We start from the raw sequence: 23,025 nt of genomic DNA, 5'->3' as shown, positions 1-23,025 counted from the left end.
TGCTCGCGCCCGGGGGGGGGGGGGGGGCGCCCGCCCCCCCCCCCCCCCCGGGGGGGGGGGGGGGGGCCCCCCCCCCGCCGCCCCCCCACGGGTGAGGGGTTCTATCCGCGAGCCCACCGACACTTGAACTCGCGGATAGAACCCCTCATCCGGCGCTTCGCGCCACCTTCTCCCACAAGGGGAGAAGGAATGAAGAGCGCACCTCACAAGATCGCATGCGGCAGAAACCGCGAGCCGTTGCCGGTGATCGGGCTTTCGTCCTCGCGGATCGACAGGCCGCAGGGTTCGTGATCCACCAGCCAGCTTCCGATCACGGGATAGAAGCCGGAAAAATTCGGCAGCGGCGCGAGCGCCTGCCGCACGAATCCTTCGGCGCCGTAGGGGCCTGCCTGCTCGTCGAGCGGCATTCCACCAGACACCAGCGTGACATTGGCCCCTTCGCGCGACAGCAGCGGCTTGCGCACATAGGAGCTACCGAGCTCGGCTGCCCGCGGATCGTCCTCGAAGAACGCCGGTAGCAGATTGGGATGGTTCGGAAACATCTCCCATAGCAGCGGCAGGATGCCCTTGTTGGAGAGCACCGCCTTCCACGGCGGTTCGATCCAGCGTGTCTGTGCATCCTTGAGCTTTGCGCCAAAGGCGTCATGGAACATCCATTCCCAGGGATAGAGCTTGAAGGCGAGCGTGATGTCGCGGTCGTCGAGATCGACGAAGCCGCCGGTATCATTGCGCCAGCCGATCGCCTCGATGTCGAATAGCGTGGTCGTCAGTCCCGCCTGGCGCGCGGTATCTTCGAGATAAGCGAGCGTGCCGGCGTCCTCCTCATTGCCCGTGGTGCCGGTGAGATGGACGTGGCGGGTAGCGGCAATCTGCTTCCAGGCTTCGATCAATCGTTCGTGGATGGAGTTGAACTGGTCGGCCCGCGACGGGATGATGCGCCGTTCGATCGCCTGTTCGAGCCAGGTCCATTGAAAGACCGCGGCTTCGAAAATCGAGGTCGGCGTATCCGCGTTGTATTCGAGCAGCTTTGCCGGTCCCTTGCCGTCGAATTTCAGATCGAGCCGGCCATAGAGGCTGCGGTCGTCTCGTGCCCAGCTCTCGGCGATCAGGCTCCAGAACGCCTCCGGTATCTTCAAGCGCTGCAGATGGCGCTCGTCGCCGATCACGCGGCCGGCGAGCTCCAGGCACATCGCGTCGATCTCGCCGGTCGGCGCCTCGATGCCACGCTCGATCTCGTCGAGCGTGAAGGCGTAATAAGCGCGCTCGTCCCAATAGCGCTCACCGTCGATGGTGTGGAAGGCGAAGCCGCATTGTTCGGCGGTCTGCCGCCAGTCGTCGCGCTCGGGGCAGACGATGCGTTGCATGGGTCAGCCGCCGCCGGAGAAGCCATGGCCAAACGAGCCGAAGCCGCCGCGGCTCACGCCGCCGGAGCCTGAATCGGACGACGTTCCGGACGAGGAATGGCTCGAGGAGTCGCTGCTGAAGAAACTCGATCGCGACGAACTGCCGCCGCCGCTGGAGGAGCTGCGGCTGCTGCTGCACGAGGTGCTCGCTTGCACCGCCGGGTCCATGCCGGCAGGGGAGGGCTCGCAATTCTGCCGCGGCATCAGTGTGTAGGCGGTGGTGCCGACCGCGATCGTGCCCATCACCAGCAGCGCGACATGGCCGGAGCGCTTCACCGGCTGTTGTGCAGGCGGCGGTCCGGCCGCCGGCCGGCGCTTGCCGAACTCCTTTTTGGAGCGCTTGTCGGTCATGTCAGTAGATCATGCAGGCGGCGTTGAGCAGGCCTGCGGCGAGCGAGGACAGCCCGAGCCAGATGGCAGCTGCAAGTTCGCCGGCGGCAATCCGCGCCGACAGGTTCGGCACCGGCACTCTCACCAGGAAGAACACGACGATCTGGACGATCAGCGCGATCATCGCCCAGATCAGGCAGTCCAGCACATTGGCCGAATGCGCGATCGCGCTGACAAGCGGCGCCACGAAGCCGAGCAGGCTGAGGCCGAGTGCGATCGCCGCAGCCGGATCGTTGTCGCGGATCAGCTGGAATTCGTTATGCGTCGTGATGCGGGTGTAGACGAACAGGTACGCCACGATCGCGATCAGCCCGGTGCAGAAATAGACCAGGAAGGCGGGCAGGCCGGCCAGTGATTGCAGGATCATCGTTCCCCCATCGTGCAGCGACCATTCGTCGGCGGGGGAAGGATAGCGGTTCAACGGCGCAAGGACGATGAGGCCCCGTTCGCGTCCCCAAAAAACAAAACCCCGCCATTTGCGGCGGGGTCCAGGCTGGGAGGAGCAAGCCCCGAAGGGCTCGCGGGTAAAACCCAGGATCAGGCGGGGATGCGCTCTTCGACCTCGTGCGGCTCGCGCAGCACGTAGCCGCGGCCCCACACGGTCTCGATGAAGTTGCGGCCTTCGGAGGCATTGGCGAGCTTCTTGCGGAGCTTGCAGATGAAGACGTCGATGATCTTCAGCTCGGGCTCGTCCATGCCGCCATAGAGGTGGTTGAGGAACATTTCCTTGGTGAGGGTCGTGCCCTTGCGGAGCGAGAGCAGCTCCAGCATCTGGTATTCCTTGCCGGTCAGATGCACGCGCTGACCGCCGACTTCCACGGTCTTGGTGTCGAGGTTGACGACGAGGTCGCCGGTCTGGATCACCGACTGGGCATGGCCCTTGGAGCGGCGCACGATCGCGTGGATGCGGGCAACCAGCTCGTCCTTGTGGAAGGGCTTGGTCATGTAGTCGTCGGCGCCGACGCCGAGACCCTTGACCTTGTCCTCGATGCCGGCGAGGCCGGAGAGGATCAGAATGGGTGTCTTGATCTTGGAGACCCGAAGCTGCTTGAGCACGTCGTAGCCGGACATGTCGGGCAGGTTGAGGTCGAGAAGGATAATGTCGTAATCGTATAATTTACCGAGATCGACGCCTTCTTCCCCCAAATCGGTCGTGTAGACGTTGAAGCTCTCAGACTTCAACATCAGCTCGATCGACTGCGCGACGGCGCTGTCATCTTCAATCAGCAAAACGCGCATGCCAGTTCCCCATAGTCGCCGCTCCTGGGCGTCAGGTCGGCCGCATTCGCGGCACACAACAAAACGCCTTTGAACAACTGATTCGGATCCTGACAACAGATGGTTAACAAATTCTGATTCTGGAACGCAAGCCCTGTAGATGCAATTTTCGTCGAATCGCCCTAAGGTCTTGTGTGCGAAGCAGCTTTCGTTATCCGGTTGCGTTCAAGTTCCACTTTAAGAGACGGGCCTAACCGACTCCCGCGACTCAGCCTTCTTCTGAAGGGGAGCCACGCTCAGTCACAAAGACAGTGACGCAATGATTAACGATGCGGGTAAACACGAAGTTAAGCGCCGTTCAGAAATATGGCGAAACTTAAGGTTCTCGCCACGAAACCCCGGATTATGAAGGCGATCACCTCATGAAGGCCCTCTTGTGAAGGCTCTTGCCGAACAGATCGGCGACATTGACGGCATCAATATTTATGGCCGTGTGGTCGGCGTGCGCGGCCTGATGGTCGAGGTCGCCGGTCCGATCCATGCGATGTCGGTCGGCGCGCGGCTCGTGATCGAGACCGGCGGCAACCGTTCCATCCCCTGCGAGGTGATCGGCTTCTCCGGCAACAACGCCGTCGTGATGCCGTTCGCCGGTCTGGACGGCGTACGGCGCGGCTGCAAGGCCGTCATCGCCAATGCCGCAAATCAGGTGCGGCCTTGCGCGGCCTGGCTCGGCCGCGTCGTCAATGCGCTGGGGGAGCCGATCGACGGCAAGGGGCCGCTGCCGCAGGGCCCGGCGCCGATGCCGTACCGCAATTCGCCGCCGCCGGCGCACTCGCGCAAGCGCGTCGGCGCGCCGCTCGATCTCGGCGTGCGCGCGATGAACACCTTTCTGACCTGTTGCCGCGGCCAGCGCATGGGCATCTTCGCAGGCTCCGGCGTCGGCAAGTCGGTGCTGCTGTCGATGCTTGCGCGCAACGTCGATGCCGCCGTCAGCGTCATCGGGCTGATCGGCGAACGCGGCCGCGAGGTGCAGGAATTCTTGCAGGACGACCTTGGCGAGGAGGGCCTGGCCCGTTCCGTGGTCGTGGTCGCGACCTCCGACGAGCCGGCGCTGATGCGCCGCCAGGCCGCCTATCTGACGCTTGCGGTCGCCGAGTATTTTCGCGACGAGGAGCAGGACGTCCTCTGCCTGATGGATTCGGTGACGCGCTTTGCCATGGCCCAGCGCGAGATCGGCCTGTCCGCTGGCGAGCCGCCGACCGCCAAGGGCTACACGCCGACCGTGTTCACCGAGCTGCCGAAGCTTCTGGAGCGCGCCGGTCCGGGCCTCGGGGAGGGCGCCATCACCGCGATCTTCACGGTGCTGGTCGATGGCGATGACCATAACGAGCCGATTGCGGATGCCGTCCGCGGCATCCTCGACGGACACATCGTGATGCAGCGCTCGATCGCCGAGCGCGGCCGCTACCCCGCCATCAACATCCTCAAATCCATCTCCCGCACCATGCCGAAATCGGCCGACCCGCAGTTCTGGCCGACCATCCAGAAGGCGCGGGCGGTGATGGCGACCTATGCCGACATGGAAGAATTGATCCGTCTGGGCGCCTACCGCGCCGGCTCCAGCCCCGAGGTCGACGAGGCGATCCGCCTGCACGAGCCGCTGGAGGCCTTCCTGCGCCAGCGCAAGGATGAAAATGCATCGCTGGCGGACGGCTACCGCCAGTTGGCGCAAATCCTTGGTGATTTGGAAACGGAACGCTAACTTTGTCCCGTCATCATCCCATCCCACAGAGTAGTAGAGCCGGTCTTGGCCCCCGTCGGGCCTGTGGGGAGACCGGTGTTGTCCCACGTGCAGCCAAGGGACTTCTGGGGAGTACGAGTCGATGAAGTCACGTGATACACTCATCCGCCTGAAGAAATTTCAGGTCGACGAGAAGCGCCGCCGGGTCACCCAGATCGAGACCATGATCGCCGACTTCCAGCGGATGTCGACCGATCTTGAACGCGAGATCTCGACCGAGCAGGAGCGCGCCGGGATCAACGATCCCTCGCACTTCGCCTATCCGACCTACGCCAAGGCTGCCATCCAGCGTCGCGAGAACCTGACCCGCTCGGCCGACGAGCTGAAGGGCCAGCTCGACGAAGCCAAGGCTGCGCTGGCCGAAGCCTTCGAGGAGCTGAAGAAGGTCGAGCTCCTTGACGAGCGCGATCAGGCCCGCGAACGCGCCGAGGAAAACGCCCGCGAGCAGGCCGATCTCGACAGCATCGGCCTGATGCGTGCCCGCATGGGCGCCGTCGCCTGAGACGCTAGCCGCCAGACCTGCGAGAATTTGCAGAACCCGGACCCCAAGGTCCGGGTTTTCGCATGCCCTGTCCACAGTGTGGCGCCGCGCCCCCTTGGTGGTCGGCTTTTTCGCGCGCTATGGTGGCGGAGTGCCAGCGCCTGCGCGGAATGCGACGGGCCGCGCATTGGGGGGCTGAATGCTGACGCCAGCAGAGCTGGTCGGGCTGATTGGGGCGATGGCGCAGGGCGATCAGGCCGCGTTCGAGCGCCTCTACGTCGCCACGCGCGCGAAACTCTATGGCGTCGTGCTCCGTATCTTGCGCCGACAGGATCTCGCAGAGGAGGTCATTCAGGAGACCTACGTCAAGATCTGGAACAGCGCCGGCCAGTTCAATCCCGCTCTCGCGTCGCCGATCACATGGATGGCGTCGATCGCGCGCAACCGCGCCATCGACATCGTGCGCAAGAAGACGGAAGTCTCCATCGAGGAAGAGCCCCAGGCGATGGAAGTCGCAAGCGACAGCCCCGATCCGCTGGCGCGGAGGGAGATGACCGAGGAATTGAAGCGGCTGCTGGAATGTATCGGCCGGCTCGAGCCGGACCGTCAGAGGCTCGTGCTTCTCGCCTATTACAACGGCTGGAGCCGCGAGCAATTGGCGGAGAAATTCGCGGCGCCCGTCAACACGGTGAAGACGTGGCTTCGGCGCAGCATGATGGATATTCGCGAATGTCTCGGGCTATGAGATTCGGGCTACGGGAGCTCATACGGTGAGGGTGGGTCTGGACCGCAAGTGATGGCCTATACGGAGGACCATATCGCGCTCGCCGCGGAATATGCGCTCGGCACGCTCGACGCCGGCGAGCGCGCGCAGGTCGAGACCATGATGGCGGTGGACAAGGCGTTCGCCGATGTCGTGCAGGCGTGGGCATTCCGGCTCGGCGTCCTCAACCAGATGGTCGGCTCGATCGAGCCGCGGCCGATCGTGTGGGAGAACATCAGGTCCGAGCTCGCGCGGACAGGCTTTGCGCAGGATCCGCCAGCACTGCCGGACGCAGCGCCGCCGCCACCTGTGCCGGAATATTCCTCGCCCGACACCGTGCCTCCGCAGGTGCCGTCGGAGAATATGCAGCAACCGCCGCCGCCTCCCGAAGCGGAGCAGCCTGCCCCGGCGCGACTTGAGACCGATGCGATTCCCGACGTCGTGCCGCTATTCATGCCGCAGGTCCACGCGCCGGACCCGGAGGTCGCGCGTGCGCCACCGCCGCCGGTTGCCGACAACAGCAACGTGATCCGGCTCGAGGGCCGCGTGAAGCGCTGGCGCACCATCGCATCCGCCGTCGGCGCGCTCGCGGCCGCGCTGCTCGTGACGCTGTCGCTTCAGATCTTCCTGCCCGACGCGCTGCCGGGCGGCTTGCGACCGGCACCGCGCATCCAGACCGTCGAGGTGAAGACACCGGCGCCGCTCCCGGCGTCGTCGCAATATGTCGCCCTGTTGCAGGGCCAGGGCGGAGGTCCCGCCTTCATCCTCACCATCGACGGCGCGACCAAGAACTTTACGGTGCGTAAAGTGGGCGCGACACCGGAGCCCGGCAAGAGTTTCGAGCTCTGGCTGATCTCCGACAAGCTGCCGCGTCCGCGTTCGCTCGGCGTGATCGGCGCCGGCGATTTCACCGCACGACCGGTGCTCGGCTCGTACGATGCCGACGTTGTCAACGGCGCGACCTACGCCGTCACGCTCGAGCAGGCGGGTGGTTCGCCCAACGGCCAGCCGACCTCGGCGCCGGTGTTTTCCGGCAAGCTGATCGAAACCGTGCCATCGTCACAGCCACAGGCGCCCGCGAAGAAGTAGGTTTCTATTGTCGTCCTGGCGAAAGCCAGGACCCATTGCCCCAAGAGCTTGTTGCAAGAGTGAGCGATGGCAACACGGGTGAGCAACCACTCAATCCCCGAGGTAATGGGTCCTGGATCGGCGCTCGCTCTGCTCGCTTGTCCAGGACGACCCGGGGGGCATTGGACGCTTCAACATGTGGTGGCAATGCCTGATCGGTTCTGTCGCCACGGTCCGTCCCGCCGTCGTCTTCCGACAAATTCCGCCGAATCCGCCCCCGATTTGAACCTCTCCGCGTTTCGCGGCGTCAAATGCCCGGAATTTGCAGTCGGCGCCCCCCAATCATGGTGCCGGAGAGGGGCGAGAAATCAGATGGATGCAGCGAAAACGTCGGGCATCTTCATTCACCAATATGCGGGGCTGCCACACGGTCCGGCCTTCGAACATTGGCGCGAGCGGATTTTCGGGGCCTGTGGCCTGGATATTGGGCCGAGCCGGGGCGACAGCATCGATTGCCGGCTCCAGGTCAGCGTGGTCGACAATATCGCGCTCGCCATTCCCGAAGGCGCCTCCGCACAATATTCACGTACCCAGAGCCACCTTGCCGACGGTAGCGACGATCTCGTCCTGATCGCCGCGCATGCGGGCCTCGTCCGCGTCGGGCAGAACGGCCATGCCGTGGAGCTTGCGCCCGCGCAAATGGTGCTCGTCGACATGGGCATCACCGGCACCGTCGGCCACACCGAGGAAGATCGCTTCACCACCATCCGCATGCCGCGCCGCGCGCTGCTCGAGATCAATCCGCGCGCCGAGGACAAGCTGTCGCAAGTGCTCTCGGACGGCGCGCTCGCCGAGACGATCTTGCGCTACCACTCCCTTGCCGCCCATCATGCGCCGCATCTCGATGCCGTCGGCCAGCGCCTCACCGCGCAGCACATGGTCGATCTCGTCGGCCTGCTGCTCGGCACCGACGCCGAACATGCAAGTCTCGCGCGCGGGCGAGGTCATGCGGCGGCCCGTCTCGATCTCATGCGCGCCGACGTGATGGCTGCGCTTGGCCGCAACGATCTCTGCCTGTCCGAGATTGCTACGCGCTCCGGCCTGAGCCCGCGTCAGGCACAGCGCCTGTTCGAGCAGGCCGGAACGACCTTCACCGAATTCGTGCTGGAACAGCGCCTGCTGCAGGCGCGCAAGCTGCTCAGCGATCCCCGCGCCAGGACCCGCAAGATCAGCGACATCGCGCACTCGTCTGGCTTCTCCGATCTGTCCTATTTCAACCGCGCCTTCCGCAAGCGCTTTGCCGCGACGCCGTCGGAACTGCGCGAGGCCTGAGCCGACCGAGAATTTGTGCGGCGCGCCGGTACCACCGCAGTTGGTCCATCCGGCAGGATGAGCTATATTTGTCTGCGCGGTCAGACAGCTTGATCGTTCGTCGTTTCGTCGTCGCTCTTTTGGGAAATGCAGTCAACGGACATGGCGCGTATCGTCGTGCTCGGCGCCGGGTTTGCAGGTCTGTGGGCGGCCATCGGTGCCGCACGCAAGCGCGAGGAGATCGGTGCGGCCGGCCGTGACATCGAGATCCGTGTCATCGATCGCAATCCCTACCACAACATCCGCGTCCGCAATTACGAGGCCGATCTCAGCGAGGTCGCGCTTCCGCTGCCGCAGCTGCTTGATCCGATCGGCGTCAGTCACGGGGTCGGCGAGGTCGAAGCCATCGATCCGGCACGGCGGGAGATTTCTCTGGTCACGGGAGGCGGCGACGAGACGCTGGCTTATGACCGGCTGGTGCTGGCGCTCGGTAGCGAAGTGATGCGTCCCGACATTCCCGGCCTTGCCGAGCATGCTTTCGACGTCGACACTTATGCAGCGGCGCTCCACCTCGAGGATCATCTCACCTCGCTTGGACGCAGCGTGCCCGCGCTGGGGCGCTCGACGATCGTCGTGGTCGGCGCCGGCTTCACCGGTATCGAGGTCGCGGCCGAGATGCCCGACAGGCTGGCGCGCGCCGGCATCACCGGCAGCCGCCGCATCATCCTGGTCGATCCCAATCCGGCGGTGGGCGCCACGATCGGCGCGCATGCGCGTCCCGTCATCGCGACGGCGTTGGCCTCGCTTGACGTCGAGACGCGGCTCGGCGTGCGCGTCGTCTCCGTCGAGGCCGCCGGACTGCGTCTGAGCTCGGGCGAGTTCATTCCGACGCGGACGGTGATCTGGTGTGCCGGGATGCGCGCGAGCCCCTTGGCCGCAAGCTTTCCGGACGCACGCGATCGCCTCGGGCGTCTTCTGGTCGATCCCATGATGCGGGTTGCGGATGCCGGCGGCGTGTTCGCGGCCGGCGACGTCGCCTCGAGCGTGGTCGACGGCTTGCATCCGACCGTGATGTCCTGCCAGTTCGCGCGTCCGATGGGCCGCTTCGCCGGCCACAATGTGGTCGCCGATCTCGCGGGCCTGCCGATGCTGCCGCTGCGGATAGACTGGTACGTGACCGTGCTCGATCTCGGCGGCTGGGGCGCACTCTATACGGAAGGGTGGGACCGCGAAGTCCGCGCCACCGGCGCGGCCGCGAAGGCAACCAAGCAGACGATCAACCGCAAGCGCATCTATCCGCCGTTGTCGGGCAGCAAGGACGAGCTATTCGCTGCGGCAGTCCCAACCGTGCAGGCGCCGCCGCCGACGTATGGGGCGCGGTAGTATCCGTGCCTGTTGCGGGATGACGGCGGTACGTTTTCCATCGTCATTGCGAGCGTAACGAAGCAATCCAGAATGTCTCTGCGGAGGGATTCTGGATTGCTTCGTCGCAAGAGCTCCTCGCAATGACGCAGCTGCACGCGCGTGCGCTCACGGTGACGACAAACCCCAGACATGAGAAAGCGCCCGTGGGGGGCGGGCGCTTTCTGTAGTCGACTTGGGGTTGGGGTCGTCTACATATCCACGTGGCGACTTTGGGGGGCTGATAAAGAGCCGCGTGAATTCCTGAAACTCAAATCTCCTTAGCGAACGAGGGAAACGTTCGAGCTGGTGATAGCGATCGGCTTGCCCGCCTTCATGACGCGAGCGGTCTGGGTCAGGCCTTCATCTGAACTCGTACGCGCGGTGATCCCGAGACCCGCCACCGTGATGCCGGCAACGAGCGCGACAACCACGATCTTGAGGTGGGTCGAGCGATCTGCGCTGTAAATCGAGTGGTTCATGGAAGGCTCCTGCCGCCATCTACCCGAAGTAGTCGCCTGCGTGCTTGGGCAGGTTCATGCTTCCGGTGCCCAACAACCTAGTACTGGGGGGATTCGTTCCCAAGAGGCGATCACAAGGGCGTGACAGGACGTGAGAAGCCGCGATCAGAAACGACCCTTGATCGTGCAATTTAGCAATTATTTCAAAGCTGTAATGTGTCTGCCAAGCGCCTTGCCCGCCGTCGATCGGCAAGGCGCCAAAACCTGAAAAACCATTTGCCTGTGGCCAAAAAACACACGGCTTCTTAAGGCAAATCAGATGCTTCCGACCGTTTTCAACCTCGCCCTCGGGTGGATTTCAGCCTGCGACAGCACGGTCGTCTGGGCCCGGAACCGCTCGACCAGGGAACGCACGAAGGGACGAATTGCCGCAGAGGTGACCAGCACCGGGGCCTCGCCTTCACGCGCCGCGCGCTCGAAGGCGTCGCGCACGCCGGTCATGAACTCCGACAGCTTCGAGGGCTGCATCGCGAGGCTGCGCTCCTCGCCCTGGCCGATAATGGATTCGGCGAAGGCTTGTTCCCAACGGGCCGACAGCGCGATCAGCGGCAGGTAGCCGCTGTAAGAGGTGTTCTGCGCACAGATCTGCCGCGCCAGGCGGGCGCGGACGTGCTCGACCATGGTGGCCGGATTGCGCGAGAAGGCGAGCGAGTCGGCGATGCCTTCGAGGATGGTCGAGAGGTCGCGGATCGAGATGCGCTCGGCGAGCAGCAGCTGCAGCACGCGCTGGATGCCGGAGACGGTGACCTGTCCGGGCACGATGTCCTTGACCAGCTCGCCCTGCTCCTTCGGCAGCTCCTTGAGCAGCTTCTGCACCTCGCCATAGGAGAGCAGGTCCGACATGTTGGCCTTGAGCAGCTCGGTGAGGTGGGTCGAGAGCACGGTCGCGGCGTCGACGACGGTATAGCCCTTGAGCGAGGCCTCCTCCTTGAGGCTGGCATCGACCCAGGTCGCGGGCAGGCCGAAGGTCGGCTCGGTGGTGTGGATGCCGGGCACCTGCACCTGGCTGCCGCCGGGGTCCATGACCATGAACTGGTTCGGCCAGATCTTGCCGGTGCCGGCGTCGACCTCCTTGATCTTGATGATGTAGGTGTTGGCTTCGAGCTGGACGTTGTCGAGGATGCGCACGGCGGGCATCACAAAACCCATCTCGATCGCGAGCGAGCGGCGCAGCGCCTTGATCTGCTCGGTGAGGCGATCGGTGCCGTCGGGGCCGTTGACCAGCGGCAGCAGGGCATAGCCGAGCTCGATCTTGAGATCGTCGATCTTCAACGCCGCGGAGATCGGCTCCTCCGCCGCAGCGGAGCCGGCTGCGCCCGGCGTTCCCGGCGCAGGTGCGGTCTTCGCGACTTCCTCAGCCCTGGCAGTCGCCCGGTTGCGGTTGCGGGCGTGCCAGGCGAGCGCACCGGCGCCGGAGCCGAGCGCCAGGAAGGGAAGGGTCGGGATGCCCGGCAGGGCCGCCAGCACCAGCATGACCGCCGCGGACATCGCGAGCGCCTGCGGATATCCGGAGAACTGCTTCATCAACGCCTTGTCGGCGGCGCCGGACACGCCGGCCTTGGAGACGAGCAGGCCGGCCGCGGTCGAAACGATCAGCGCCGGCACCTGGGTGACGAGGCCGTCACCGACGGTCAGCAGCGTGTAGCTGCGGCCGGCATCGGCAAAGGACAGACCCTGCTGCGCCACGCCGATGATCATGCCGCCGACGACGTTGATGAAGACGATCAGGAGGCCGGCGATGGCATCGCCGCGGACGAATTTGGAGGCACCGTCCATGGCGCCGAAGAAGCCGCTCTCGTCCTCCAAATCCTTGCGCCGCTGCTTGGCGACCGTCTCGTCGATCAGGCCGGCGGAGAGGTCGGCGTCGATCGCCATCTGCTTGCCGGGCATGGCGTCGAGGTGGAAGCGTGCCGCGACTTCGGCGATACGGCCCGAACCCTTGGTGATGACGACGAAGTTGACGATGATCAGGATGGCGAAGACGATGATGCCGATGACGAAATTGCCGCCCATCACGAAGCTGCCGAAGGCTTCGATGACGTGACCGGCGGCATCCGTGCCCTCGTGCCCGTGCGACAGGATCAGGCGGGTCGAGGCCATGTTGAGCGACAGCCGCAGCATGGTCGAGATCAGCAGAACGGTCGGAAAAGCGGAGAATTCCAGCGGCGCCTGGATGAACAGCGACGTCATCAGGATCAGGATCGAGAGTGTGATCGAAATCGCCAGGAACAGGTCCAGCACGATCGCAGGCAGCGGAAGGATCAGCACCACCAGGATGGTGAGAACGCCGAGCGCGAGCGCGATATCGCCGCGCTTGAGGATGTTGCCGACTTCGGCAAGGGTCGGGAAACCGGCGTTCGTGCTGCCTACGCCCTGTCCTGCGGTGACGTCGACCATGGTAGCTGCCCCTCCGCGCGACTGCCGTCCGCGCGCCCCAAATGTCTGCGCGGCGGCCGAGGGGCCGCCGTTCCGAAAGTGAGGCACCGCACTGGCGTCCACGGGAGCTCCCGTTCTACGCGGCTGACGACACTCGACTCCACTGGGCAATTCTTGCCGGGTGTATGGTTAGCAAAGGGTTAATAAAGGGTGCGGCATGGGGGCTGACCGGGGTATTTCGGCCATCTGGCAGGCAAGCAGTCGTCATGCCCGGCTTGTCCCGCCGAAGGCGTGGATGGCCGGGACGAGCCCGGCCATGACTTGTGGAAGCGTCTGGGGCCGATATCGGCGGACGGAGGAAGTGGCCCTACTTCGCCTTCTCCATCCGGGTCACCGTATAGCCCGAAGTCGCCTCTTCGGCTTCGAAAGTCACCTTGTCGCCGACCTTCACCTGCTTGAGCACGGCCGGGTCCTTGACGCGGTAGATCATGGTCATGGGTTCATCCATGCCGAGGTTCTTCGCGGGCCCGTGCTTGAGCGTGATCTTGCCGGCGCCCTCGTCGATCTTCTTGACCTCGCCGCTGATCGCGGCGCCCTGGGCTGCCAGGGCACCTGTGGCAAGGCCGACGGCCAGCGCCAGCGCGGCGGCGATACGGATGATGCGGTTCATGGGAGCCTCCCTTGCGTTACTTCACGGTGACGTGGCCGACCATGCCGTAGTCGCGGTGGTCGGGAATCAGGCAGGAAAATTCGAACGTGCCGGCCTTGCTGAACTTCCAGAGGATCTCGGCTGTCTTGCTCGGCGCGAGCCTGACCCCGTTGGGATCGTCATGCTCCATGTGCGGGTGCTTCTTCATCTCCACCGCATGCGCGAGATTCTCCTTTGTGGTGGCGAGCAGGAATTCATGGTCCTCCTTACCGACATTGCGCAGCACGAAGCGAATCTGCTCGCCGCGTTTGACCTCGATCCTGGCGGGGGCATAGTCCATCTCGTTCAGCAGGATCTCGATGGTGCGCGCGGGCTTTTTGGGATCGCCGGGCTCGCCGGCCGAAAAGGTGCCGTGCCCGTGCTGGTCGTGGGCCAAGGCCGGCGCGGTGGAAAGCGCGGCCAGCGCGAGACCGAGCTTGATCGTCGTCTTCATTGGTAGCTCCAGTTGGTGGTGGTTCATCGAAACGCTCACATCTTCATGTTCTTCATCGGCGGTCCGCCTGGTTGTTGCCGCACGGGCTCCGGGGCCGGCGGCGTGACCTCGTAGGCGACGGTGCCCTGCGGGAATTGGTAGGGGCCGGGATCGCGATAATCGTCCCGCGCGAGGCCTTCGCGGATCTTCATCACCGTGAACATGCCGCCCATCTCGATCGGGCCGAACTGACCGGTGCCGGTCATCATCGGCAGCGTGTTGTCGGGCGCGGGCATCTCCATGTTGCCCATCGCCATGCCGGTCGAGCCCATCGCCATGCCGTCAGGCGCGAGCTTGCCGACGGCCTTGGCGAGATCCTTGCGAGACACCCCGATCATATTGCGCATGTCGTGTCCCATCGCATTCATGGTGTGATGCGACTTGTGGCAGTGGAACGCCCAGTCGCCGGGGTTGTCGGCGAGCACGTCGAACACCCTGACAGCGCCGACCGGTACGTCCGTCGTCGTCTCCGGATATTGCGCGCTCTCCGGAATCCAGCCGCCGTCGGTGCAGGTCACCGCAAAGCTGTGGCCGTGCAAATGGATCGGATGGTTGGTCATGCTGAGATTGCCGATGCGCACGCGCACCTTGTCGCCGAGCCTGACCGGCAGCGGATCGATGCCGGGAAACACCCGCGCATTCCAGGTCCACATGTTGAAGTCGGTCATCTCGTTGACCTTCGGCAGATAAGTGCCGGGATCGACGCGATAGGTGCTCATGACGAAGACGAAGTCGCGGTCCACGGCCCGAAAGCTCGGGTCGCGCGGATGCACGACGACCATGCCCATCATGCCCATCGCCATCTGCACCATCTCGTCCGAATGCGGATGGTACATGAAGGTCCCGCTCTTCCTCATCTCGAACTCGTAGACGAAGGTTTTTCCCGGCTGGATGTGCGGCTGGGTAAGTCCGCCGACACCGTCCATGCCGCTGGGAATGATCATGCCGTGCCAGTGCACGGTGGTGTATTCGGGCAGCCTGTTGGTCACGAAGATGCGGACCTTGTCGCCCTCGACGGCCTCGATCGTCGGGCCCGGTGACTGGCCGTTATAGCCCCACAAATTCACCTTCATGCCCTCGGCGAATTCGCGCACCACGGGCTCGGCAACGAGATGGAATTCCTTCCAGTCGCCGTTCATCCGGAACGGCAGCGACCAGCCGTTCAGCGTGACGACGGGTCGATAGTCCGGCCCGCTGACGGGGTGCAGCGGCGGCTGCATCACGACCTTGTCCATGTGCGGGGCTTCCGGAATCGAGGCGGCCTGGGCGCGGCCGCTGACGACGGATGCGCCGGCGAGCGCGGCGCTACCCAAAAATCCTCGGCGGGAAAACATGTTGGCCTCCATGTCAGTGACCGCCATCGGCAGGCGCTGCCGCGGCGAGAGTGGTTGAATTGTCGCCGTCAGCAGGCGCGCCGCCGCCATTGACGGCGGTCTGCAAGTCGGATTGGGCAAGGAAAAATCTTTGCCTGGCATCGATTGCACCGCGCAGCGACGCGAGCCGCTGCCGCGCCTCGGTGAGCAGCGCGAAGATATCGACCTGCATGCTGGAGAAGCGGAGCTGCATCTCCTCGGTGATGATTTTTCGCAAGGGGATGATCTCGCGCTGATAGTGGCTGGCGATGTCGTAGCCGGAGCGATAGACCCGATAAGCATCGCGCGCCTCGGAGCGTACATTCACGGCGCGTTCGGTCAGCCGGTTGAAGGCGAAATTGTAGGTCTCCGCCGCCTGCCGCACCCGCACTTCTCCGCCGTCGAACATCGGGATCTGAAACTGCACGTCGAAGCCGCGCTCGCGGAACGGCGCGCCTTCCGGATCCCGGGTCCGGCGGGAGATGCCGGCAAGATCGAGCAGGGTCACGAAGCGCGTCGCCTCGGTGAGGTTCAGCGACTTTGCGAGCGCGCTCAGCTCGAGCCGCGCGATCTGAAGGTCGATGCGATGGGCGACCGCGTCGGCTTCGATCGACGGCAAAGCCTGCGGTCGGCGCGGCAGCGGCGGCAGCTGACTGGGCAGGCGGAAGTCGAGGCCGCCGTCCCACAGTCCCATCAGCCGGGCCAGCTTTTCGCGCGCGCTCGTCGCCGTCTGCCGCGCGGTGGCGAGGTCGGCGGTGGTTTCGGCGTAAAACACCTGTTCACGGGCCTGATCGAGCTTGTTGATCGAGCCGGTTTCGCCGAGCTTGACCGCGAGCTGCGCGGTCGATTCCGCCGTCGCCTTCGCATCCGTCAGCAATGCCACCATCTCGTTGCCGCCAACGGCGCGCCAATAAGCGCGGCGGACATCGGCGGCAAGCCGCAACGTCGCCAGGCTAGCTCGCAATTGCGCCTGGCGGAAACGGTCGCGGGCGATCTCCGAGCGGAACGGCAGGGAGGCGAGCGCGAGGATGTCGCCGACAATTTGACGCTCGATTTCGCTAGCGCCATTGCCCGAGATCCGCGAGACCGAGAACACGGGGTTGGGCGGCAGGCTCTGCTCGACGAGATCGGTCTCGGCCAGCGCCAGCTCATTATAGGCGGCCTGAAGCCCCTTGTTGTTGAGCAGTGCGATCTGCACCGCGGTCTCGGGGTTAAGTGTTCGCGAGAGCAGTTGGCGAACGCGCGCATCGACCGCACCGGCTCCCTCGGCCGTTCGCACGAAGGCGACATCCTTGTTGATGGTCTGGCTCGTCAGCTTCGAGACGGCATTCATGCCGCTGTCCGGCGAGAAGGCGGCGCAGCCTGCAAGTCCAAGCGAGGTGAGACCGAGCAGGCTTAGCGCGAGACGATGTGTCATGGCGCGCTCCTACCGGTCTTGCTTGAGCTGCGGCGCGACGCTCTCGTTGCGCTCGCGCCATGGTGCCGGCGTCGCGGGCCGCAGGCTGGTGTAGGGCGCAATCGTCGAACGATAGCCGGCGCGCGCGATCTTGGCCGCGGGATCGGCAGGATCAGCGCCAGCGACTTGTATCGTTGCCGGCATGCAGCCGGACAACGCCAAGGCCGTCGCGGCCAGCAGCGGCCAATTGAATCGAAAGTGTCGTCCCCGCGCCGCGGATGCAGCGGCGGACTTCGCCCCGGAAAGCGTAAGCATGAGTCATCCCTGATCTGTCTGGAGACCACAGGTGCGCGCGCGCGGATGCGCGCTCGGCCTGAGGTCGTCGCGCGTCAGATCAGGCGATCGGAGGGCGGTAGTGCAGGGGCGGCGCCGCGCTGCGCAGGCTGGCCACGATCTCGGGCGAGCAGGCGGAAACCGGCTGAAGCGGCTTTGCGACGCTGGGCAGGTCGGCCGGCAGCGCGCTCACGCACATCATCGCGCAGCACGGTCCCGCCGTACCCTTGCCGCTGTGATGATGAGGGGTGGGGGGCGCGTCCTGCGCGGCGCCCTGGTGATGCGCATGCGGCCCGGCGTGGTCATGCGAGGCGCCGTCATGCGTGTGGCCGGCCTGCATCTGGTGATGCACCGGCACGCGGTCGGCGAGAAGCGCGTCGTCGAGGCACGGTGCTGGAGCGCTACCCCAGGCGAGGCTTGCGGCCGGCGCGATCACGCAGAACAGATAGGCGAAGGCAATGAAGCGCCCCACCTTGATCCGCATCGATCGTGTCAATCGCAGCAACATTCCGCCGACATGCTCTCCGCGCCGCCGTGTTGCATGCGCTGATTTGCAAAATAATGACAAAACGCGCGTTCGCCAAGCTCCATCTTACCGCAGTGCACCGTGCATGCCCAATATCGCGCCACAATGGTTGACCCTGTGGTGATCCGCGGGCCATGGTCCCGCCCGTGCACGCACCAAATCAGTCAGGACAAACACCCGAAGCATTCACCCCTGATTCGCGTCAGGCCTGGATGCGCCTCGTCATTGCGCTTCTGATCGGCTCGATCGGCGGCGTCGGCATGTGGGCGATCGTCGTCATGATTCCCGCGGTGCAGGCCGAATTCTCCGCCACGCGCGGCGCGGTGTCGCTGGCTTTCACCCTGATGATGTTCGGTTTCGGGCTTGGCGGCGTCATCGCCGGCAGGATCACCGACCGCTTCGGCATCGTGGCGGCTATGGCGATCAGCATTGCCTTCCTCGGGGTCGCCAATGTGCTGGCGGGTCTGTCGACCCAGCTCTGGCAGTTCGTGGCGGCGTATTTCCTGATCGGGCTCGGCACGTCGGCGACCTTTGCGCCGCTGATGGCGGAGGCCTCGCACTGGTTCGAGCGCTATCGCGGCCTGGCCGTGACGATCGTCGCCAGCGGCAATTATGTCGCCGGCACGATGTGGCCGCCGCTCGTGAGCACGGGCATGCAGACGATCGGCTGGCGCTTCACTCATATCGGCATCGGCCTCGTCTGCGTCAGCCTGATGACCATCCTGGTGCTGGTCCTGCGCGCGCAGATGGGCGACGACAAGGTTCACGATCATGCCAATGCAGCGCCGCCGCGGGTCGACCTCAAGCTCTCGACCAACACGCTGACGGTGCTGCTCTCGATCGCCAGCATTTCCTGCTGCGTCGCCATGGCAATGCCGCAGGTGCATATCGTCGCCTATTGCGGCGATCTCGGATATGGCGTGGCGCGCGGCGCCGAGATGCTGTCGCTGATGATGGCCTGCGGCATCGTCAGCCGGATCGGCTCCGGCTACCTCGCCGACAAGATCGGCGGCATCCCCACACTGCTGATCGGTGCGGTGGCGCAAGGCTTTGCACTCGTGTTCTATCTGTTCTTCGACGGCCTGACCTCGCTCTATTTGATCTCCGCGATGTTCGGCCTGTTCCAGGGCGGCATCGTGCCGAGCTATGCCATCATCGTGCGCGAGGCGATGCCGGCGAGCGAAGCCGCAACCCGCGTCGGCATCGTGATCTTCGCCTCCGTGTTCGGCATGTCCTTCGGCGGCTGGGTCTCGGGCGTCATCTTCGATGCGACAGGTTCCTACGCCGCGGCGTTCGCCAACGGCGTGGCGTGGAACGCGCTCAATATCGGCATCGTCTTGACGCTGCTGATCCGCTCGCGGATCAATGCAGTCAGGACCGGTCCGGGTTTTGCGACCTAGACTGCCTGTCCCCCCTTCAGCAGCGAACAACCCGTGATCTTGTAGCTGCCGTCTGCCTGCTGCTCGAGCGTGTAGAGCGCTTCCCAGGCCTCGCCATTGGCATCGATGATATGGACGTGCTGGGCAATCCGGCTGCCCTCGCTCTTGCTGTCGCCAAATTCAAAGCTCTTGTGCCGGTACACCGGCGGGTAGCCGTTTTGCACCATGGACATGAAGATGTCGGGCGCGGGGAAGATCTCCTGGATCGCAGGAGCGGCGTAGGAATAGGCCCCGCGCGCGTCGTCACGGCCGAATGCCTGCTCCTGGGCGCGGATGATACTCTGTGCCGTCGCGACATCGTCGGCGCGCGCTGAGATGGGACCGAAGGCGACACTGAGAAAGACCAGCAAGGCGGCGATGCGCATGACAAGCTCCGCGTTGAAATCCCGGCGGCGCCGATCCTAGCACATCTCGAGGGCTATCGCTTCCGCTTTGCAGCCGGCTTCGCAGGCTTGGCGGACGCGCGGACCTTGGCTTTCATGGCAGGCTGCACCCGCAAACCGTCAACGAACACGTCGAGCATCCGCAGCACCGAGGATTGCCAGCCGGGCTGGTCGTGCATGTAGCACATGCCAAAGAACGCGCGCAGCAAGTCCTCGGGACTGACGTCCGCGCGCATCGCGCCGGCCGCGGCTGCGCGATCGAGCAGCGAGCCGATCGCCTTGGTCAGGCGCTCAAAGGAAAAGGCATGCAACTCCGACCCGCTCTGCACCGCGAGTGCCAGGGCCGCGACCATGCCCTTCTTGGTGGCAACGAATTCGACTCCTGAGCGCAGCCAGCGCCTGAGCGCGTCGACCGGGTCACTGGCGTTCTTCAACTGCTCGGCGAGCTCGCTGAGCTGCTCGACCTCGCGCCGGTACACCGCCTCGAACAAATCCTCGCGGGTCGGGAAATGCCGATAGAGCGTGCCGATGCCGACGCCGGCGCGTTTTGCGACGGCCTCCAGGCTCGCCTCCGGACCACCCGCGTTGAACACTGCCTTGGCCGCCTCGAGCACGCGCTCGCGATTGCGCACGGCATCGGCGCGGGGCTTGCGGGTCTGGTCGGTGTGCTCGTCCATCCAGGCAATGTAGATCACGAATTGGTTAGATTGAACCCTTGTGGGGCTGCATCGCGTTGATGCGCACGGGCTTTTGACGAATTCCAAATATTTCCCGCCGGCCCTTGTTAAGCGGAGGCTACCTCCGTATCTTCGCTGAAGACGTTTGGCTCGGATCATGTTCGGGCGGCGCGGAATCGACGGCGGCCACGGCGGTGGCGCGCTGCGCGATCACTCATGTCTATTCCTGATCGGAGCCTTGTATGAACCTCTCCATCAGCCTCACCGTGAACGGTGCGCGGCGCGACTTCGTCCTCGACGATCCGCGCGTCACGCTGCTCGATCTCCTGCGTGAGCGCCTCCACCTGACCGGAACCAAGAAGGGATGCGACCGTGGCCAATGCGGCGCCTGCACCATTCTCGTCGACGGCAAGCGCATCAACTCCTGTCTCGCGCTGGCCATCAGTCATGACGGCGCCGACATTCTCACCATCGAGGGCGTGGCGCGCGGCGACCAGCTTCACCCCGTGCAGGCCGCTTTCATCGCCCATGACGGATTTCAGTGCGGCTTCTGCACGCCCGGCCAGATCATGAGCGCCATCGGCATGATGAGCGAGGCGCAGGCCGGCAACGATCCCGAGCGCATTCGCGAATGCATGAGCGGCAATCTGTGCCGCTGCGGCGCCTATGCCGGTATCGTCGATGCCGTGCTCGACGCGCAGGCCGGCATGGACGAATCCAATCAGAGGCGCTCCGCATGAAGCAATTTGATTACGTCAGGCCGGCCACGGTCGCCGAAGCCGTCGCGGCCGCGACGCAGCCGGGCGCGGTCTATCTCGCCGCCGGCACCAATCTGCTCGATCTGATGAAGGGCGGCGTCAGCCGTCCGGATCGTCTGGTCGACGTTACCCATCTCGACGGACTCGATCGGGTCGAGCGCCTTGCCGACGGTGGTATCCGCATCGGCGCACTGGTGAGCAACGCCGATCTTGCGCATGACGCAGACTTTGCCAAGGCCTATCCGGCCGTCGCCGAAGCGCTGCTCTCCGGCGCATCGGCGCAACTGCGCAATGCCGCGACCGCGGGCGGCAATCTACTGCAACGGACGCGCTGTGCCTATTTCTACGACACCGCAAGTCGCTGCAATAAGCGCGAGGCCGGCAGCGGCTGCGACGCTCGCGACGGCGAGAACCGCACCCACGCCGTGCTCGGCTGGAGCGAAAACTGCATCGCCACGCATCCGTCCGACTTCTGCGTGCCGCTGGTTGCGCTCGACGCCATCGTCGAGATTGAGGGCAGGAACGGGCGGCGCGAGATCGCGCTCGACGAATTGCATCGCCTGCCCGGCGATACGCCCGAGCGTGAATCGGCGCTCGAACCGGGTGATCTCATCGTCGCGGTGCGCCTGCCGCCTGCGGCGCGGGGCTTTGCCGCGCATGCGCGCTATCTTAAGGTCCGCGATCGAACGTCCTACGCGTTTGCCGTCGTCTCGGCTGCGGCTGCGCTGCGGATCGAGAACGACAAGATCGTGGAGGCGCGGCTTGCGCTCGGCGGCGTCGCGGCAAAGCCCTGGCGCGCCCGCGCTGGAGAGGACGTGCTCAGGAACGTCGCGCCCACGGTGGACGCTTTCCAGGAAGCCGCCTCGCGCGCGCTCGCCGACGCAAGACCGTCGGGCGACAACGCCTTCAAGATCGAGCTCGCGCGCCGGATTGTCGTGCGCGCGCTGAGCCTCGCCGCCGCCGGTACGCCCGTGCGCATCCCCGCGCTGCCGGCCTCTCCCTTTGCCTCGACGTCCGGAGCCATTCATGCCCGAGCTTAATCTCACCAGCGCACCCGCCCATCTGCGCCATGGCTCGAACATCGGCCAGCCGCTGACCCGCCGCGACGGCGTCCTCAAGGTCAAGGGCCAGGCAACCTACGCCGCCGACAATCATCCGCCCGGCATGCTGTTTGCGGTGATGGCCGTCGCCAGCATTTCGCGCGGCCGCGTGACTTCGCTCGATGTCGCCGCTGCCAAGCGCCACCCCGGCGTCGTCGATGTCATGACGCCAGACCACAAGCCTGGGCTCGCGATCGATCCCGAGATCAAGACCAACCCCTTCGTGTTCCGGATGGAGGTGTTGCAGAGCAATGAGGTCCGCTACGCCAACCAGCCGATCGCCGTCGTGATCGCCGAGACGCTGGAGGCTGCGACGGAAGGCGCGGCGCTGCTGGCGCCGCGCTACGAGACGCTGCCCGCGCTCATCGGCCTCGATGCGGGTGAAAGCTTCGTGCCGCCGGTCGTCGGTGTCGGCAACCCCACGGAAAATCACCGCGGCGATGTCGAGGCGGGGCTTGCCTCCGCCGACAAGCGGATCGACGCGATCTACGAAACGCCGCCGCAATATCACAACGCAATGGAGCCGCATGCGATCGTGGCTGCCTGGAACGGCGACAGTCTGCACATCGACATGCCGACCCAGGGTCTCATGCTGTCGCTGGCGCGCGTTGCCGAATTGTTCGGCATCGCACACGACAAGATCCACATCCGCAGCCCGTTCCTCGGCGGCGGGTTCGGCTCGAAGGGGCTCATGGCCGGCCCTCCGGTGCTCGGCATTATGGCGGCAAAGCTCGTCGGCAAACCGGTCAAGCTGGTGCTGCGCCGTGAGCAGATGTACGGCCCGGTCGGCCATCGCGCGCCGACGCGGCAGCGGCTGCGCATCGGCACAGATGGCGAGGGGCGCCTGACCGCGCTCGATCACCATGCGAGGACCGTGTCGAGCACGTTCGACGATTTCTACGAACCCGCGGCTGATGCCTCGCACACGCTCTATGCGGCGCCCGCGATCCGCACCTCGCATGATGCCGTGCGCGTCAACACCGGCACGCCGTTGTTCATGCGCGCGCCCGGCGAGGCCACCGGCTCGGGGGGGGGGGGGGGGGGGGGGGGCGGGGAGGGGGGGGGGGGGGGGGGGGGCGCGGCGGCGGGGGGGGGGCGGCGGCGGGGGCGGGGCGGGGGGGCGGGGGGGGGGGGGCGGGCGCCGGGG

The 23,025-nt window shown here is 65.3% G+C and carries 24 protein-coding genes; 10 read left to right on the top strand and 14 right to left on the bottom strand.

The annotated features are described in order from the left end of the window. Positions 1-203: 203 nt before the first annotated feature. The 4 genes from AC0L23_RS16955 to ctrA form a co-directional block, all read right to left on the bottom strand. On the bottom strand, positions 204-1,364 hold the full coding sequence (locus tag AC0L23_RS16955; RefSeq protein ID WP_085357857.1) for a glutathionylspermidine synthase family protein: 1,161 nt from the start codon (positions 1,362-1,364) through the stop codon (positions 204-206). 3 nt (positions 1,365-1,367) lie between these two features. Next, positions 1,368-1,754, bottom strand: a complete 387-nt coding sequence (locus tag AC0L23_RS16950) for a hypothetical protein (protein WP_018455721.1) — start codon at positions 1,752-1,754, stop codon at positions 1,368-1,370. Between the two features lies 1 nt (position 1,755). Beyond that, the gene (locus AC0L23_RS16945; protein ID WP_018455720.1) at positions 1,756-2,160 is read right to left on the bottom strand and encodes a DUF350 domain-containing protein; all 405 of its coding nucleotides are present in this window, start codon (positions 2,158-2,160) and stop codon (positions 1,756-1,758) included. Between the two features lie 170 nt (positions 2,161-2,330). After that, on the bottom strand, positions 2,331-3,032 hold the full coding sequence (gene ctrA, locus AC0L23_RS16940; RefSeq protein WP_007600544.1) for a response regulator transcription factor CtrA: 702 nt from the start codon (positions 3,030-3,032) through the stop codon (positions 2,331-2,333). Positions 3,033-3,447: 415 nt separating this feature from the next. Between ctrA and fliI the strand changes: the two genes are divergently transcribed. The 6 genes from fliI (at position 3,448) to AC0L23_RS16910 (ending at position 9,818) form a co-directional block, all read left to right on the top strand. After that, positions 3,448-4,773, top strand: coding sequence for a flagellar protein export ATPase FliI (gene fliI, locus AC0L23_RS16935; RefSeq protein WP_018455719.1), 1,326 nt, complete (start codon positions 3,448-3,450; stop codon positions 4,771-4,773). Between the two features lie 121 nt (positions 4,774-4,894). After that, complete coding sequence (gene fliJ / locus AC0L23_RS16930; protein WP_007606301.1) at positions 4,895-5,314, top strand: flagellar export protein FliJ; 420 nt, start codon at positions 4,895-4,897, stop codon at positions 5,312-5,314. Between the two features lie 178 nt (positions 5,315-5,492). After that, complete coding sequence (locus AC0L23_RS16925) at positions 5,493-6,038, top strand: sigma-70 family RNA polymerase sigma factor (RefSeq protein ID WP_018455718.1); 546 nt, start codon at positions 5,493-5,495, stop codon at positions 6,036-6,038. A 51-nt stretch (positions 6,039-6,089) separates the two neighbouring features. Beyond that, positions 6,090-7,145, top strand: a complete 1,056-nt coding sequence (locus AC0L23_RS16920) for an anti-sigma factor (RefSeq protein WP_085357859.1) — start codon at positions 6,090-6,092, stop codon at positions 7,143-7,145. A 351-nt stretch (positions 7,146-7,496) separates the two neighbouring features. Continuing rightward, positions 7,497-8,456, top strand: a complete 960-nt coding sequence (locus tag AC0L23_RS16915) for a helix-turn-helix transcriptional regulator (protein ID WP_085357861.1) — start codon at positions 7,497-7,499, stop codon at positions 8,454-8,456. 141 nt (positions 8,457-8,597) lie between these two features. Further along, positions 8,598-9,818, top strand: a complete 1,221-nt coding sequence (locus AC0L23_RS16910) for an NAD(P)/FAD-dependent oxidoreductase (RefSeq protein WP_085357862.1) — start codon at positions 8,598-8,600, stop codon at positions 9,816-9,818. A 299-nt stretch (positions 9,819-10,117) separates the two neighbouring features. Here AC0L23_RS16910 and AC0L23_RS16905 read toward each other — a convergent pair whose 3' ends face one another. The 8 genes from AC0L23_RS16905 to AC0L23_RS16870 all read right to left on the bottom strand — a co-directional run bounded on the left by AC0L23_RS16905 (position 10,118) and on the right by AC0L23_RS16870 (position 17,479). Beyond that, positions 10,118-10,318: a hypothetical protein gene (locus tag AC0L23_RS16905; protein ID WP_018455714.1), complete on the bottom strand. Its 201-nt coding sequence runs from the start codon at positions 10,316-10,318 to the stop codon at positions 10,118-10,120. A gap of 294 nt (positions 10,319-10,612) precedes the next feature. Then, the gene (gene flhA, locus AC0L23_RS16900; protein WP_085383680.1) at positions 10,613-12,754 is read right to left on the bottom strand and encodes a flagellar biosynthesis protein FlhA; all 2,142 of its coding nucleotides are present in this window, start codon (positions 12,752-12,754) and stop codon (positions 10,613-10,615) included. Between the two features lie 346 nt (positions 12,755-13,100). After that, positions 13,101-13,403 carry a copper-binding protein gene (locus tag AC0L23_RS16895; RefSeq protein ID WP_085357864.1) on the bottom strand — a complete coding sequence of 101 codons (303 nt, stop codon included), beginning with the start codon at positions 13,401-13,403 and terminating at the stop codon, positions 13,101-13,103. A gap of 16 nt (positions 13,404-13,419) precedes the next feature. Further along, positions 13,420-13,875: a cupredoxin domain-containing protein gene (locus AC0L23_RS16890; RefSeq protein ID WP_085383679.1), complete on the bottom strand. Its 456-nt coding sequence runs from the start codon at positions 13,873-13,875 to the stop codon at positions 13,420-13,422. 35 nt (positions 13,876-13,910) lie between these two features. Further along, the gene (locus AC0L23_RS16885; protein WP_085357890.1) at positions 13,911-15,248 is read right to left on the bottom strand and encodes a copper oxidase; all 1,338 of its coding nucleotides are present in this window, start codon (positions 15,246-15,248) and stop codon (positions 13,911-13,913) included. 13 nt (positions 15,249-15,261) lie between these two features. Continuing rightward, positions 15,262-16,683 carry a TolC family protein gene (locus AC0L23_RS16880; RefSeq protein WP_085357868.1) on the bottom strand — a complete coding sequence of 474 codons (1,422 nt, stop codon included), beginning with the start codon at positions 16,681-16,683 and terminating at the stop codon, positions 15,262-15,264. A gap of 9 nt (positions 16,684-16,692) precedes the next feature. After that, a complete protein-coding gene (locus AC0L23_RS16875) occupies positions 16,693-16,977 on the bottom strand; it encodes a hypothetical protein (protein ID WP_018455708.1) in 285 nt (94 codons plus the stop codon). Between the two features lie 79 nt (positions 16,978-17,056). Beyond that, positions 17,057-17,479 (bottom strand): hypothetical protein, encoded by a 423-nt coding sequence (locus AC0L23_RS16870; RefSeq protein ID WP_244561183.1) that lies wholly within the window; start codon positions 17,477-17,479, stop codon positions 17,057-17,059. Positions 17,480-17,655: 176 nt separating this feature from the next. Here AC0L23_RS16870 and AC0L23_RS16865 point away from each other — a divergent pair, with 176 nt between their 5' ends. Next, the gene (locus AC0L23_RS16865; RefSeq protein WP_026233006.1) at positions 17,656-18,921 is read left to right on the top strand and encodes an MFS transporter; all 1,266 of its coding nucleotides are present in this window, start codon (positions 17,656-17,658) and stop codon (positions 18,919-18,921) included. On the opposite strand, the gene AC0L23_RS16860 is transcribed toward AC0L23_RS16865, so the two are convergent. Both AC0L23_RS16860 and AC0L23_RS16855 read right to left on the bottom strand, forming a co-directional pair. Next, positions 18,918-19,325, bottom strand: coding sequence for a DUF4864 domain-containing protein (locus tag AC0L23_RS16860; RefSeq protein ID WP_085357872.1), 408 nt, complete (start codon positions 19,323-19,325; stop codon positions 18,918-18,920). The genes AC0L23_RS16865 and AC0L23_RS16860 overlap by 4 nt on opposite strands. 53 nt (positions 19,326-19,378) lie before the next feature. Continuing rightward, the gene (locus AC0L23_RS16855) at positions 19,379-20,020 is read right to left on the bottom strand and encodes a TetR/AcrR family transcriptional regulator (RefSeq protein ID WP_026233005.1); all 642 of its coding nucleotides are present in this window, start codon (positions 20,018-20,020) and stop codon (positions 19,379-19,381) included. Between the two features lie 242 nt (positions 20,021-20,262). On the opposite strand from AC0L23_RS16855, the gene AC0L23_RS16850 reads away from it, so the two are divergent. The 3 genes from AC0L23_RS16850 to AC0L23_RS16840 form a co-directional block, all read left to right on the top strand. After that, entirely contained in the window at positions 20,263-20,760 is a 498-nt protein-coding gene (locus AC0L23_RS16850; protein WP_085357876.1) for a (2Fe-2S)-binding protein, read from the top strand. Beyond that, positions 20,757-21,818 carry an FAD binding domain-containing protein gene (locus tag AC0L23_RS16845; RefSeq protein WP_085357878.1) on the top strand — a complete coding sequence of 354 codons (1,062 nt, stop codon included), beginning with the start codon at positions 20,757-20,759 and terminating at the stop codon, positions 21,816-21,818. The genes AC0L23_RS16850 and AC0L23_RS16845 overlap by 4 nt, the downstream gene beginning before the upstream one ends. Then, a partial coding sequence (locus AC0L23_RS16840; protein WP_473357168.1) for a xanthine dehydrogenase family protein molybdopterin-binding subunit occupies positions 21,805-23,025 on the top strand: 1,221 nt, incomplete at its 3' end. The genes AC0L23_RS16845 and AC0L23_RS16840, both read left to right, overlap by 14 nt.

Source organism: Bradyrhizobium sp. MI1.4 (genome assembly GCF_055811315.1).
Note: the sequence above shows the minus strand (reverse complement) of the source record. Positions and strands in the feature narration are given on the sequence as shown.